The sequence below is a fragment of the Streptomyces sp. NPDC060064 genome (assembly GCF_042736455.1).
In the GTDB taxonomy this organism is placed as follows: Bacteria; Actinomycetota; Actinomycetes; order Streptomycetales; family Streptomycetaceae; genus Streptomyces.
This window is the reverse complement of record NZ_JBHWWF010000021.1, coordinates 20,485-34,392: the sequence shown is the minus strand read 5'-3', so window position 1 is coordinate 34,392 and position 13,908 is coordinate 20,485. Positions and strand designations below refer to the sequence as shown.

The 13,908-nt window shown below is 71.4% G+C and carries 14 protein-coding genes; 10 read left to right on the top strand and 4 right to left on the bottom strand.

The features are described from left to right. Window positions 1-59 precede the first annotated feature (59 nt). The 4 genes from ACFWDI_RS24265 to panD all read right to left on the bottom strand — a co-directional run bounded on the left by ACFWDI_RS24265 (window position 60) and on the right by panD (window position 4,561). Window positions 60-1,403 (bottom strand): condensation domain-containing protein, encoded by a 1,344-nt coding sequence (locus ACFWDI_RS24265; RefSeq protein ID WP_385306767.1) that lies wholly within the window; start codon window positions 1,401-1,403, stop codon window positions 60-62. A gap of 3 nt (window positions 1,404-1,406) precedes the next feature. Further along, window positions 1,407-2,681: an MFS transporter gene (locus ACFWDI_RS24260; protein WP_385306765.1), complete on the bottom strand. Its 1,275-nt coding sequence runs from the start codon at window positions 2,679-2,681 to the stop codon at window positions 1,407-1,409. 78 nt (window positions 2,682-2,759) lie between these two features. After that, on the bottom strand, window positions 2,760-4,127 hold the full coding sequence (locus ACFWDI_RS24255; RefSeq protein ID WP_385306763.1) for a hypothetical protein: 1,368 nt from the start codon (window positions 4,125-4,127) through the stop codon (window positions 2,760-2,762). A 26-nt stretch (window positions 4,128-4,153) separates the two neighbouring features. Further along, on the bottom strand, window positions 4,154-4,561 hold the full coding sequence (panD, locus tag ACFWDI_RS24250; RefSeq protein ID WP_385306761.1) for an aspartate 1-decarboxylase: 408 nt from the start codon (window positions 4,559-4,561) through the stop codon (window positions 4,154-4,156). 315 nt (window positions 4,562-4,876) lie between these two features. Between panD and ACFWDI_RS24245 the strand changes: the two genes are divergently transcribed. The 10 genes from ACFWDI_RS24245 to ACFWDI_RS24200 are packed head-to-tail and all read left to right on the top strand — an operon-like array spanning window position 4,877 to window position 13,903. Continuing rightward, window positions 4,877-6,130, top strand: a complete 1,254-nt coding sequence (locus tag ACFWDI_RS24245; protein ID WP_385306759.1) for an aldehyde dehydrogenase family protein — start codon at window positions 4,877-4,879, stop codon at window positions 6,128-6,130. Next, complete coding sequence (locus ACFWDI_RS24240; protein ID WP_385306757.1) at window positions 6,127-6,726, top strand: hypothetical protein; 600 nt, start codon at window positions 6,127-6,129, stop codon at window positions 6,724-6,726. Before ACFWDI_RS24245 ends, ACFWDI_RS24240 begins: the two co-directional genes overlap by 4 nt. Further along, window positions 6,723-8,417, top strand: a complete 1,695-nt coding sequence (locus tag ACFWDI_RS24235) for a thiamine pyrophosphate-binding protein (protein WP_385306756.1) — start codon at window positions 6,723-6,725, stop codon at window positions 8,415-8,417. Before ACFWDI_RS24240 ends, ACFWDI_RS24235 begins: the two co-directional genes overlap by 4 nt. Further along, window positions 8,414-9,793 (top strand): class I adenylate-forming enzyme family protein, encoded by a 1,380-nt coding sequence (locus ACFWDI_RS24230; RefSeq protein ID WP_385306754.1) that lies wholly within the window; start codon window positions 8,414-8,416, stop codon window positions 9,791-9,793. The genes ACFWDI_RS24235 and ACFWDI_RS24230 overlap by 4 nt, the downstream gene beginning before the upstream one ends. Next, window positions 9,793-10,986 carry a beta-ketoacyl synthase N-terminal-like domain-containing protein gene (locus ACFWDI_RS24225; protein ID WP_385306752.1) on the top strand — a complete coding sequence of 398 codons (1,194 nt, stop codon included), beginning with the start codon at window positions 9,793-9,795 and terminating at the stop codon, window positions 10,984-10,986. The genes ACFWDI_RS24230 and ACFWDI_RS24225 overlap by 1 nt, the downstream gene beginning before the upstream one ends. Further along, the gene (locus ACFWDI_RS24220) at window positions 10,983-12,197 is read left to right on the top strand and encodes a hypothetical protein (protein WP_385306750.1); all 1,215 of its coding nucleotides are present in this window, start codon (window positions 10,983-10,985) and stop codon (window positions 12,195-12,197) included. Before ACFWDI_RS24225 ends, ACFWDI_RS24220 begins: the two co-directional genes overlap by 4 nt. After that, window positions 12,176-12,514, top strand: coding sequence for a TcmI family type II polyketide cyclase (locus tag ACFWDI_RS24215; RefSeq protein ID WP_327327154.1), 339 nt, complete (start codon window positions 12,176-12,178; stop codon window positions 12,512-12,514). Before ACFWDI_RS24220 ends, ACFWDI_RS24215 begins: the two co-directional genes overlap by 22 nt. Further along, on the top strand, window positions 12,511-12,771 hold the full coding sequence (locus tag ACFWDI_RS24210; RefSeq protein WP_327327155.1) for an acyl carrier protein: 261 nt from the start codon (window positions 12,511-12,513) through the stop codon (window positions 12,769-12,771). Before ACFWDI_RS24215 ends, ACFWDI_RS24210 begins: the two co-directional genes overlap by 4 nt. Further along, a complete protein-coding gene (locus ACFWDI_RS24205) occupies window positions 12,768-13,523 on the top strand; it encodes an SDR family NAD(P)-dependent oxidoreductase (RefSeq protein WP_385306747.1) in 756 nt (251 codons plus the stop codon). The genes ACFWDI_RS24210 and ACFWDI_RS24205 overlap by 4 nt, the downstream gene beginning before the upstream one ends. Then, window positions 13,523-13,903 carry a SchA/CurD-like domain-containing protein gene (locus ACFWDI_RS24200; RefSeq protein ID WP_327327157.1) on the top strand — a complete coding sequence of 127 codons (381 nt, stop codon included), beginning with the start codon at window positions 13,523-13,525 and terminating at the stop codon, window positions 13,901-13,903. The genes ACFWDI_RS24205 and ACFWDI_RS24200 overlap by 1 nt, the downstream gene beginning before the upstream one ends. The last annotated feature ends 5 nt before the right edge of the window (window positions 13,904-13,908 follow it).

Sequence of the window (13,908 nt, the reverse complement as noted above, 5' to 3'; positions counted from 1 at the left end):
ACTCCTGACTCTGCTGAGGAAGGAAGAAGAGGAAGAGGTGGGGGGCGAGCGGCGCAGGTTCATGTCCAGTGCTGCCGGAGCTTCCGGTACGCCTCGGCGAGCGGCAGGCCGGGCCGCTGGTCCGCGGCCCGCACCACGCCGAGAGCGGCGTCGAGGAACGGTGTGCCGTCCGGCAGAACACGCGGGTCGTGCTCGATACGGAAGATCAGCGGGGCGTCCATGTCCTGGACCAGCCGGACGCGCAGCGCGAAGCGCGCGGTCTGGTCCTCGGGCTCCATCTCCGCGGCCAGTTCGGGCGGGCAGGGCAGGACTCGCAGCCCGGCGGCGGTCAGCCGGCCGAGCGGCGGAAGGAAGTTGAAGACGGCGATCCGGTTGTCCTCGGTGGCCGGTGTCTCCAGCTCCCGCAGCGACAGGCCGTGGAAGGGGGGCGCTGCGGCATTGGCGCGGACGAAGCCCGCCAGCCAGTCGCCGAGCAGACGTGGCTCCTGCTGTGGAGGGACGGTGACGGCATGCTCGGCGAGCGGGCCGGGGACATTGAGCCAGTCGCGCCGGTGGCGGCCGTTGCGGAAGTAGTTGAAGGGCACGAACAGCGGCTCGGCTTCATCGCTCCAGGCGGAGAGGACCAGCTGGGTCGCGGCGAGCAGAAGCCGGTGCCGGTCGCTGCCCACCGTTTGCGCAAGCCGGTTGATGACGGCGAGGTCCTCGTCGCCGAGGGCCAGCTGTGCGGCGGCGTCGGTGCTGTACGAGGTGACCTCGCTGTCCTTGGCACCGGGGAAGCGTGGCCGTCGGTGTCCGTCCGCTGCCCTGTCGAGCGCCCTCTGCCAGTACGCCCGGGCGGCTGTCCGCCCGGCGGATTCGCCGAACTGCCGGGCGAAGGCCTGGAACGAAGGGAACGACGCCGGCGCGTGGGCGGTCTCACCCGCCAATATCGCGTACTGGTACAGCAGATGACGAATGATCAGTACCAGGGTGCGTCCGTCGGCGCATGAATGGTCGATGGCGATCAGCAGCAGATGCTCGTCGGGGCCGGTGCGGGCCAGCAGGAAGCGCGCGGCCGGATCGTCCTGGAGATGGAACGACGCCTCGGCGGCCTCCCGCAGCGAAGCCCGGATCACCTGGCGCGCCGGTCCCGGCTCGATCTCCTCCAGACGGGCCGGCGGGCGGCCCCGGTCCGGCACCCAGCACACCGTGCCGTCACCGCGGGCGCGCAGCCGCCCGCGCAGCACATCCACACCCTCCGTGGCCCGGCGCACGGCACGGCCCAGCAACGCGATGTCCAACGGGCCGCGCAGCAGCAGGAGTTCATGCACCGGCGGATAGCGGTGCCCCACCGGATGGCCGTCGGGCCCGAACTGAGCGCGCAGCAGCATCTCCCGTTGCAGACCGTACGGTTCGGCGTCCATCGGCTATCGCTCCTCGGCTGTGACGGCAGCTGCGGGCTCCGGCTCCGGCCCACGTGCCCGGCCGCTCAGCAGGCCGGGCGCGAGCATCAGCGCGGGACCTGCCATGACGAATGCGATCAGCGCGGCCAGACCCAGCTCGCCGAAGCCCGCCAGCGCTCCCGAGACCCAGACGCCGAGCACCAGGAAGGCATCGCACAGCGGGACGAGAAGGGCGAAGTAGCGTCCGGTCATCCGGGCCGCGAGCCGGCTCTGCACCTCGGCGTAGAAGACCACCGTGCCGACTGCCTCGAAAGCCCCCGCCAATGCCAGAACGACGATCGCAGGCGCCGGATGGTCCAGCAGCGGAAGCGTCAGCCAGCAGACTCCCTCGACCACATTCACCGTCATATAGACAGCGCCCTGCCGGTAGCGGCCGAGCGCGGCGGCGAGAAATCCTCCGAGCGAGGCCCCGAGACCTATTCCGGCGGCGAGATAACCGAACATCCCGGGAATGCCGGAGTAATGGTGGAGGGCATAGAGCGGGAGGAACAGTTTGCTGATTCCGAAGCCGAACATATATGTGAAGGAGGTGAGTGTCATCACCGCCAGGAAGCGGTCCTTGGTGACGATCCGCGTCAATTCCCGCACATTGTCGACGAACATCCGGCGCAGGGTGACGGCCAGCAGCGCGGCCCGCCCCGGCGGCGCGGCCACGGCAGTCGCCCGATCGTCCGGGGCTACGGGTGCGGGTGCGGGCATGCCGATCAGCAGCAGGGCCGCGACCAGGGAGAAGGCCGCGTCCGTGAAGAACAGCAGGGACAGCCCGAAGGGCACCAGCACACCGGCGACCGCGGGCCCGATCAGATTCGGCAGCCGCTCCGCCGACACCAGCAGCGCGTTGCCGCGCAGCTCGGACCCGGCGGGGACGGCCACGGTACGCAGGGACATCCGGGCCGGCACCCCGAAGGCGTACGCGATGCCGGAGGCGACGGCCAGCACCTGGACCTGCCACAGCTCGCCCGCGGCCGGCAGCAGCGGGATCACCAGGGCGCCGCCCAGCGCGCCGCCCATCGCATACCGGCGTGGGTCCGCGCGGTCGACCAGATCTCCGACCACGGCCCCGAACAGCACATTCGGCAGCAGCTCCAGAGCGAGCGTGAGCGCCGCCTGGAGTCCTGACCCGTACTGCTTGAGCACCAGCAGGGGCAGTCCGACGGCCGTCATGGTGGCGCCGAGTCGCAGGGCGAACAGGGACATGGCCAGTCGGAGCAGCGGCCAGTTCCGCAGTGACTCACGCATAGTGGCGCTCCTGTTGAACGATGCGGACGGCCGCTGCACGTTAGCGGGACGGTCTTGAGGACAACTGGAGGCGCAGCCTCAGCCCCAGGTGAGCACGGCGTTCTCGGAGGCCCCGTAGGCGCTGACACTCACCACTCCGCCTGCCTCGGGCTTCGGCGTCGCGTAGTAGCGTGCCCAGCATCCGCCGGGCCGGTTGCCGAAGAGCATCGGGCTGAGGACGGGGGCGACGTGGGCGGTGAACGTGCTGGTGCCGTCGGTGAGTTCGAGAGCGCAGGTGGCGGGCTCGACGTACTCCTGGACGATGCTGTCGCGGGCGGCGAAGGCCGCCTCGACCGCGTGGCGCCAGTCGGCGGGCTCGGTGTAGCGGCCGACGAGGACCTCGCGGCCCATCATGCCGATGGCCTTCTTGAGGACGAACCGCTCCTGCTGGGCCAGGAGCAGCGGTGGCAGCTCGTGTTCCTGACCGTGCCGGCGGGTGCGGCCGGGGATGGTGATTCGGGTCCAGGGAAGATGCCGTTCGGCGAGTCGGCGTTCGGCGCGGGTCATCCAGGGGCGGCCCTCCGAGACCAGCGCGAGGGCCTTCTTGTTGGCGAGCAGACCGCTGCTCTGGGGTGGCAGGAGAAGCAGCCCGGAGCGCTGCGCGATCCGCACCGGATCGACGCCGATGCCGCGTTCTCTCCAGTCGGCCGGGGCGAAGTTGCGCAGGCCGAGCGGGTAGCGCAGGCTGCCGGGGCGGCCGAGCGCCTCCGGCAGGCGGCCGGGCTCGAAGAAGTCGGCGGTGAAGCCGCGGCGGCGGAACTGCTCCAGTTCGCGCTCCTGGAAGCGGATGTCGGCAGTGTCGAGCAGATCCCCGGGACTTCCGATGATCGCGATCGCCCTGGGCAGCCGGCGGCTCGCGCACACGTCCTCGAATGCCCGCACCCGGGTCTCCAGCGGGTCGTATCCGAAGAAGCGTTCACGGTGGGTGTGCTGCCAGACCTCGGTCAGACCATGGGTCTCGTTCGGTCCCCCGAAGGTGCCGCTGACGTTGAACTCCAGCAGCTGCGGGCCTCTTTCCCCGATGACGATGTCCGGGCGGGCCATCATGGAGCAGTACGCGGTCTCGGTGTTGTCCTGCCCGGACAGCAGCGGATAGTCGTCCGGATTCGCGCCGAGCGCCTCGATACGGCCCGGCCAGCCGCCGTCGAGTGCGAGGACCGCCCGGCGTACCAGAGCCAGCAGCGTACGGGCGATGTCGAACAGCTCCTCGTACGACTGCTGCGGCACCACGAACGGCTGCGCCGGCAGCGGGCCGTCGAGCGGCACACTCAGCCCCGCCAGCTCCCGGTGCAACAGTTCATGCGTCTCGGCGGCGGACAGCCGCCGCAAGGACGCCGGATCAGGACGGTCGGTGTCCCGGAACCATGGGTGAACGGTGCCTCTCGGCGCGGACGCGGTGCTGGTCATGGCCCTCTCCTCACTCGCCGCTGCGCTCAGCGGACGAACTCGCCGCGCAGGGTGCCGGCGACCGGCTCCGCGAGGTCGGCCCCGGTGCCGGTGATGCGGTTCTCGCTGTCGACGAAGACGACCTGCGGGCGGTGGTGCTCCAGCTCGGAGTCGTGCAGCATCCCGTAGCCGATGATGATCACCAGGTCACCGGGGGAGACCAGCCGGGCGGCCGCCCCGTTGATGCCGATGACACCTGATCCGGGCTCTCCCTCGATGGCGTACGTGGACAGCCGTGCCCCGTTGTTGATGTCCACCACGTCGACCTTCTCGCCGCTGACGAGACCGGCGGCCTCCAGCAGATCGCTGTCGATCGTGATGGACCCGACGTAGTGCAGATCGGCGTGAGTGACCGTGGCGCGGTGGATCTTCGACTTGAGCAGTTCCCTGAACATCCGTGATTCCTCCGGGAGTTGGGGCCAGCGGGAATCAACTCCGGGAAGCGCGCCGCGAGCGGGAATCGAGCCCATTGCTATTTCTTTCGAGAGTAATTCTCCGCCCCGCTCCTTCTCCTTCTTTCTTCTGGACACGTATTCCTTCTTCTGTTTATTCTGTCATTCATCGCTGCACCGGGCTGAGTTCCGGGCTCTCGTGCGAAGAGCCGCAGGAAAGTTAGTCGGACGGTCTCGAGAACCACTGGAGACCCTCCGGCCGCCACCGGTTCCCGTCGGTCCCGCCCCGACATCCCTGTGCCGCGAGGAGACAGCTCGATGAGCCATCCGTCCATGCCCGTTCTGGAGTCGTTCACCCGCACCTGGCCCAACCTCGAAGCCGCGCACGAGAAGGCGATGAGGTCCGCCTCCGCCCTGTTGACCTGCCGTGCGGACCTGCTGTCGCTGCTGACACGGGTCGCCACCTACAGCAGTGCCCGCGATGAACTACTGCGTTCCGTGGGGGCGTTGACCGGCGCGCCCTGGGAGCTGGCCCGCAACTGCCCGCCCCAGCTGTCGCGGCTCTCGGTGTTCCTGCCGTCGAACAACATCCTCTACTCGTACGCGCTGTTCGGCCTGATCCCCGCGCTCTACTGCGACGAGGTGATCATCCGTCCCTCGGCGCGTGTCCGGGACACCGCGTATGCCGTGCACAAGCTGATCAGCAGCCGTCTCGACCCGGATCTCGCCCAGCGCATCAAGATGGTCGACGTCTCCCAGCGGCAGTTCAAGCCGATCTGCTCGGGGTCCGACGCGGTGGTCTTCACCGGTCAGCCCTCCAACGCCCATGCCGTGATGAAGTCCGTCGGCGACCGGCCGCTGTTCCTCGTCATGGGCTCCGGGCCCAACCCCCTGATCGTCGGCCCGCGCACGGACCCGGGTGCCGCCTGCCGGGCCATCCTGCGCGCCCGGCTGTACAACTCCGGCCAGGACTGCCTGTGCCCGGATGTCATCTTCGTGCACCGGCTGCGGCTCGACGCGATCGTCGAGCAGCTGCGCGCCGAACTGTCCGTACTCACCGTGGGCGCGCGCAGCTGGCCCGACACCGTACTGACCCCGCTGGTCTACGACGACGCCGCCGAAGGCGCGGCGGAATTCCTCGCCGAGAACGCCGACCACGTGGTCAGCGGCGGCGAGGTGGACCTGGAGCGGATGCTGGTCGAGCCCTCGCTGCTGGTGTTCCCGGAAGGCGTGGGCTTCCACCCGCCGGAGCTCTTCTCGCCGGTCTTCTGCATCGTGCCGTACGAGGACCCGGAGATGCTCCGCGAGTGGGCCCGCAGCCCCGAGGAGCTGGAGCGGGGCATGTATGTCTCGGCGCTGGGCGAGCCCCGGCTGACGGGCGAGACCCTGGGCACCGCCGTCATCAGCCGCAACGCCACCACACTGGACGCGGAGGACGGCAACCAGCCGTTCGGCGGCTACGGCGTGCACGCCAGCAGCATCCGGCGCGACGGGCGGCTGATCGGCCGGCCGCTGCTGCTGTCGGCGGAGGCAGGCCTGCGGCAGTCCGTCATCACCGGACCGCTGCGGTGAGCGTCGCGACCCAGGCGTACGACACCCACACGGGCGCGCAGGCGGGGTTTGCGCGGACGCTGGTGGCGGACGCGGGGAGGCCGGGACCGGGGACCGTACAACTCGTGACGCGTGTCCTTGCCGCTCTGGTGGCCGGGTCGGATCCGCCGCCGCGCGCTGCGCCCATCGTGCTCGCCGCGACCGACCACTGCCTGCGTGCCGTCGCCGAGTACGTCACGAAGTGCGAGGACACCGCACGGCGGCTGCGGCCCTCGGTGTCCCTGGCGCTCGAACCCTCGCTGCTGCTGGGCCGGTTCACCGTCGAGCAGGGGTGGGCCGCGCCGTGCTACGCCCTGGTGACGCCCGGCGGGGCGGGCGCGGGCGCGCTGCGCTGGGCGACGGCCGCCGTGCGCAGCGGCAGCGTGCCCGCCGCGGTGGTCTGCGAGGTGCTCCACGGTCAACTCGCCGGCCAGGAGAGCGTGGTGGCGGTCGCCGGGCTCATCGGGCGAAGCTGTGCGGCCACGACCGGCGTACGCACCCTCGCCGAAGACCTCGACGTCAACGCCCTCGACAGCGTGCTGCTGCGTGCCGCACGGGGCGAGGGGGCAGGGACATGAGCGGCATCCCCTCCGCCTGGCAACAGGCGGCCGACTGCCTCGCCGACGCGGGCTGCGAGACCGTCTTCGGACTGCCCACCGACGAACCGGGACTGCTGGACGCGGCCGACGCGCACCCCAAGCTGCGCGCCGTAGGGGTACGTGCCCACCGCGCCGGAGCCTGTATGGCGATCGGCCATGCCGTGGTCACCGGCCGGCCCGTGGTGCTGGCCCTCGGCGCGGGACCGCCGTTCGGCGACGCCGTCACCGCCTTGATCGAAGCCGACTCGCTGTGCGCGCCGGTGGTCGTGGTGACCACGCGAATCCCCGCCGAGGGGCTGGGCCGCGGGGGCTTCCAGGACGTCGACCAGGCGGCCCTGGCCGCTGCGTTCACCACGACGTATCTGCGGGTCCAGGACCCGGGGACGCTGGCCTGGGCGCTGCGCAGAGCCGTCCATATGTCGGTCAACGGGCGGCCCGGGGTGAGCGTCGTCGAGGTCGGCCACGAAGTGACCGAGGCCGCGATCCCCGCTGACGCGCCGCCGGGCTACGGACCCGTACGGCGGCTGCGCTCCGTACCGGAGGAGGCCGAACTGCGGCGCGCCGCCGGGATTCTGGCCGTGGCTGAGCGCCCGCTGCTGCTCCTCGGCGGCGGCGCCCGCGCGGCGGCGGCGGGAACCGCCGCCCTCGCGCTCGCCGAGCGCTGGGGAGCGCCGGTGATGACGACCGCGGCGGGCCGCTCCACCGTCCCCGAGGACCACGCGCTGGTCTGCGGCTCGGTCGGCCTGTACGCGACGCCGCCGCTGGAGACCGTCCAGTGCGGCGCGGACACGGTGCTCGCCGTGGGCAGCCGGCTCGAGGAGACCGCCCGCATGGGCTGGGACACCCTGGAGTCGGTCCGGCTGGTGCAGATCGACAGCGACCCGGCGGCGTTCGGCGCGGGCGTGGTGGAGCCCGCCGCCGCGCTGCTCGGAGACGCGGCCGCCACCGTGGCGCTGCTCGCCGGGCTGCTCCCGCAGCGCACCCCGGAACGGGAGGAGTGGCTTCGGACCGCGGCACACGCCCGCCGAACGGCACAGCTGAGCTGGTCCGCCGACGGCGACCGGGCCGAATCGCCCGCCCGTACCGCGCTGCACGCCCTCGCCGAGATCTTCCCGGAAGCCACCACCGTCCACGACAACGGCATGAACGACATCTGGTCGTACCACTGGCCGGTCCACCGGGTCGGGCCGCGCGCCCGGACCGTGGTCCCCGGCGAGCAGACGATGCTCGGCTTCGGCACCGCCGCCGCACCGGGAGTCGCTCTCGCCGCGGGCCGCCCGACCGTCGTGGTGTGCGGCGACGGAGGGGCCGAGATGGGCCTGGACGCCCTGCCCACCGCGGCCGAACTCGGCCTCGGCCTCGTCCTGGTCGTATTCGACAACCAGGGCTACGGCTGGCCCCGGCTGCTGCGCCACGAGCTGGACGCGCCCACGGGGCTGACCCGGTTCGCCAGGCCACTGCCCGTCGACGACGTGGTACGCGGCCTCGGCGGGCAGGTCGAGTCGCCGGACGGCGCAGCCGCCATCCCCGCCGCGCTCCGCCGGGCCCGGGACGCCGCCGCGTCGGGGTGTATCGCCCTCGTACGTATCAAGGTCCCCGACGACGATGTGCCGCCCGGCGTCAGGCGGCTGTTCCTGACCGGCGGAGAAGACGCGGGAGACCCGATATGAACGCAGCTCCGGGTCCCCTTGTCATCGACGGGAACCTCATCACCCCCACCGCGCTGGGCACCGCGGTCGAGCGGACCGCCAAGACCCTGAGCCGTGAACTCGGGCCCCCGACCGGCCGCCCGCCCCTGGCCGTGGGAGTCGACGCGACGACCGGCCCCGCCGTGATCGTCACGGCGCTCGCCGCCGAGCGGCTGCACGTGCCCCTCTTCCTGCGCGGCCACTCGGCCGCCGTACAGCACTGGCCACCGCAGGTCATTGCCGTCGCAGCCCCGAACGGGGGCGAGCTCGCCCCCGTCGTCACGGCGACGCCCCGCCGGCCCGTGGAACCACCGGCCCCCGGCACCGGTGCGGTGTTCTGGACCTCCGGCAGTTCGGGCACCGCCAAAGCGGTCGTCCTGTCCCGGTCCGCACTCGACTACCAGGCCGAGGCCACCGCCCGCCATCTCGGCATCGACGGCGACGACGCGCTGCTGCTGCCGCTGCCGCTCAACCACGCCTACGGATTCAGTGTGTTCGGCATCTGGCGCCGGTTCGGCGGTGAGCTCAATCTGCACACCGTGCTGCGTCCGGAGGCGGTCGCCGCCGATGTGAAAGGCCGCCGTACGACCTCGCTGGACGGTGTGCCCTTCCTCTACACGCTGCTCGCCAAGGCCGCCGAGTCCGACCCCGTACTGCGCGCAGGGCTGAGGGCGCTGACCGTACGGGGCTGCGGTGGCGCTGTCCTGCCCGCCACCGTCGCCGCGCACTTCCTCGACGTCGTCGGAGCACCCGTGCACGACGGCTACGGACTCACCGAGGCGGGCCCCAACGTGGCCCTGTCCTCGGCCGCGCACTCCCGTACGGGCACGGTCGGCAGGCCCCTGCCCGGCACCGACGTACGTATCGCCCCCGACACCGGCGAAGTCCTGGTCCGCGGACCAGGACTGATGACCGGGTATCTCGGCCGCCCGGACGAGACCGGGGACGCGCTGTCCGGTGACGGCTGGCTGCGCACCGGGGACACCGGTGCGCTCGACCCGGACGGCTACCTCAGCGTGCTGGGCCGGCTCAAGGACCTCATCATCGTGCTCGGCGAGAACCACGCACCGGCCACCATCGAGGACGTACTGCGCGCGGACGAGGCGGTCGCCGACGCCGTGGTGGTCGGCGTGCCCACGCAGAAAGCCCACGGCGACTCGGTGTTCGCCTTCGTCGAGGCGGCCGACCCCGGGCGTCCGCCGAGCGAAAGGGCGCTGCGCACCCGCTGTTATCAGGGTCTGCCGCCGCTGCTGAGGCCCCGTGTCATCCAGGTCGGCGCCCTGCCGAGGCTGCCCGGCGGCAAGGCCGACCGGCAGCGGCTGCGCCGGCTTGCCGCCACTTCGGGAGGAGCGCGCTGATGGCCCCGCGAACCACACCCGACACTGTGATCACCGGCATGGGCCTGATCACCGCCTACGGCGGCGGCACCCGCGCCTACTGGAGCGGACTGCTGGCAGGATCCCGGGCGCTGCGCCCGCATGCCGCCCTGGCCGCCGCGGGCTTCGAGCGCACGGTGACCGCGCCGGTCGCCATGGCGGACGGCGCGGCGCGCGGCGAGCGGCACGGCTCGCGCCGCAGCCTCCTGGCCCGGGTCGCCACCGGCCAGGCGATGCGCGAGGCCTCTCTGACCGAACTCGGGCCCGGAACACTGGTGGTGACGGTAGGTCAGACGCCGCAGGCCGACGACGCGAGGGAAAACGCGGGTGACGGCGCGGCGCCGCGCTGGGGACGGGACGAGCTCGCCGGCCCCTCGCCCGCAGACCTGCCCGGCATCTCCCCGCGCGCCGAGACCGTCTATCTCTCCCAGGCCTGCGCCTCCGTCTCCTTCGCCCTCGACTACGCCCGCACCTGGCTGCGCTCCGGCTGCGGCACGACCGCACTCGTCGTCGGCACCTGCGTACTCAACGCCTACGAATACGCGGGCATGGCCATCACCGGGGCGCTCAGCCCCACCGGCGCCCGCCCTTTCGACACCGCCCGCGACGGCACCAGCCTCGGTGAAGGCGCCGGAGCGCTCCTGCTGGAGACCGCGGCGGCCGCCGACCGGCGCGGTGTGCGACCACAGGCCGTTCTCGCCGGCGCCGCCGCCCGCGTGAACGGCCGCAGCCCGGCCGCCTCGGACGAGGAAGCCATCAGCGACTGCGTCCGTGCGGCCCTGGACGACGCCGGACTCGAACGCGTCGGCTACATCCACGCCCACGCCACCGGAACCGTCCAGGGCGACTCCGTAGAACTGGCCGCGCTGGAGGCCGTGGGCGCTCCACGCGGCTGGGAGGCCGTCCCCGTCAGCGGCCACAAGGGCGGCATCGGCCACCTCATGCACGCCTCGTCCGCCCCCGGAATCGCCGCTGCCCTGGGCTATCTGCGCACCGGCACGGCCCCCGGCACGCCCGGCCTCGACGCCCCGGAAGCGGCCGGCCGGTCCCTACGCCTGCTGACCAGGCCTCGTGAGCTGCCCGGCGCGCCCCGCAGCTGCCTCGTCAACAGCTTCGGTTTCGCCGGAAACAACTCCTCCCTCGTCCTGACCGCACCGGATGGGAGCACCCGATGATCCGCACGCTGCGCGCCCGGGCCGACTACGGCTGGCGGCACAGCGCCGAGCCCGCCGTGGCCCAGCTGCGGCGGCTGTACGAAGGCGAGTTGCGTGCCGCCCTGCCCCGCAGATCCGTGCACACCCACGGCGCGGACGGCGGACCCGGCGTCTTGTACACCGGCCCGCAGGAGATCGGCAAAGGGCTGCTCGCCCAGATCGAATGCCACAGCGGCAGCCCCGGCTCCCCGGCCGCCGCCGGACCCGAGCTGGTCATGGTCACCGCATCGGCCCGCCGACTGGCCGCACTGCCCGGCGACCGCTCGCTGCTGCTGCCGGCCCGCGTCCACCAGATCGTGCCGATCCGGGGCGACCTGGCAACTGTGCTGGCCGGCCGCAGCCGCCGGAATCTGGACAGATTCCGGCGCAACCAGCGGGTGGAAGGCTGGAGTTGGGAACACGCCGGAACCCAGGAAGACCTCGACTTCTTCCACCGGCGGATGCTGCTGCCGACCGTGCGCGACCGGTACGGCCCCTACGCCGTCAGCGAGGACCCGACCGTGATGCGGGAGTGCCTGCTGCGCCAGGGCCATCTCTTCTTCGTACGGGCCGGCGGCCCCGGCGGAGAGCGCATCGCGGGAGCACTGTGCCGCTGGGACGCACGACGGCGCACCCTGCGCTTCCGGCTCACCGGAGTGCTTGACGCCGACCCCGAGCTGCGCAGGGCCGGCGCACTCATCGCCGCCGAGTACTTCGTCTTCGACTGGGCGTGGCGGCACGGCGTCGCCGCGGTCGACCTCTCCGGCGGCGCTCCGTTCCTGTCCCGCCCGATCGTCCAGTACAAGATGCGGCTGAACGCCGAGATCGTGCCGGCGCCCACCCCCGTACGCCATCTCGGGACGTGGTTGCACATCGCGCGGGACAGTGCGGGGGTACGCGATTTCCTGGTGGCCAACCCTCTGCTCGCCACAGTGCCCGGCGGCGGTCTTGAAGCCGTCTACTTCCACGACCGGACGCGGCCCGTGCGGGAGGATGTGGCGTGGCGCAGCGCGGGCGTCGACCGGTTCCGCGCCGTGGACCTCGATGAATTCCTTTCCCCGCGGGCAAAGTTGGACGACGGGTCAAGCGGTGCTCCAGTGCTGCCTGTCACGGTTCTGGAAGGCCCGCCAATCGCAGGGCTTCCCAGCACATTCCACGAAGGAGGCCGACGGTGGCACACCGGACGCTCATAGTGGCTCGGATGGAGCCGGGCAAAGCCGGCGACATCGCCAAGATCTTCGAGGAGTCGGACTCGAGCGAGCTGCCCCACATGATCGGTGTGGCGAGGCGGTCGCTGTTCACCTTCCACGACCTCTACTTCCATCTCGTCGAGGCCGACAACGACATCAGCCCCCGTCTCTACCAGGCCCGCAGCCATCCCCTCTATGACGACATCAACACCCGGCTCGCCGAGTGCGTCTCGCCGTACGACCCGAACTGGCGGGAGCCCAAGGACGCGATGGCGCAGCCCTTCTACGTGTGGACCAAAGAAGGAGGAAGGATCCAGTGAGCGAGTTCACCCTGGCGGAGCTTGCCGGCAAGCTCCGCGAATGCGCCGGAGAGTCCGAGGGAATCGACCTCGACAGCGACGCGGTGCTGGACGTTCCCTTCATCGACCTCGGCTACGACTCGCTGGCGCTGCTCCAGGTGACCGGAGTCATCAAGCGCGAGCGCGGAGTCGAGCTCTCCGACGACGCCGTGGTGGAGGCAGAGACACCGCGCATCCTGCTCAAGATGATCAACGTCAATCTTCCTGAGGCGGCATGAGCACCGAAGATGCCATCGCTTCGGGTCTGGCCGGAAAGCGAGTGCTCATCACCGGGGGCACTCGCGGCATCGGGCGGGCGACGGCTCTGGCCTTCGCCCGTGCCGGGGCACAGGTGGTGGCGGGACACAGCAGGGACGGCGAGGCCGCCGAGTCGCTCGTGCGGGAACTGGGCGAGTTCGGCGCCGGTCATCGGACCGTACGCGCCGACGTCACCACCGCTGACGGAGCCAGAGAGCTCGCCGAGGCCTGCGAGGAGCAGCTCGGCGGGCTCGACGTCCTGGTGAACAACGTCGGCATCGACGGCCACGCCAAGTTCGGCGATCTGGATGCGGCGGAGTGGCAAAGGCTGTTCGACCACAATGTCACCTCCGCCTATCTGGTCACCCAAGCCGTGCTCGATCAGCTCACCGAGGGCGCGTCCATCGTCAACATCGGCTCGTCGGTCGCCCTGCGCGGCCGGCCGTTCAGCGCCCACTACTCCGCGTCCAAGGCGGCCCTCGTCGGCTTCGGGCGGGCGCTGTGCAAGGAGCTCGGGCCGCGCGGCATCCGCGTCAACACCGTGGCCCCGGGTGTGACCGAGGCCGAGACCGGAGGAGATCTGCCGCCGCAACTGCGGGAGCGGATCGCCTCGATGACCGCTCTGGGCCGTCTTGGCAGGCCCGAGGACGTGGCCGGGGCCGTGCTCTTCCTGGCGGGCGACGCCTCCCGCTATGTCACCGGTGCCACGATCACCGTCGATGGAGGAATCTGATGCCGTACGCAGCGATCACCTACCGGGTCAAGCCCGGGCACGAGGACGAGATCGCGGAGATCTTCGCGCATTTCACCCGGGTCGACACCCCCGACTACCAGGGCGAGGACGGCGCTGCCGCCGGGCGGCTCCTGGGCACCGGAGTGTTCATCAAGGACGACGTGATGGTGCGCGTCATCCACTACGAGGGCGACTTCGCCGCCATCGGCCGCCATATGGCCACCCAGAAGGGCGTGCACATCCTGGAGGAGAAGCTCCAGCCGTATCTGGCCGAGGAGCGTGACACCTCCTCGCCGGCCGGCTTCGCCGCGTACTTCCGCAACGCCACGATGCGGTCCATCGCGCAGCTCAGCGTCGACTCCCACCCGGCACAGGCCTGAGTGCC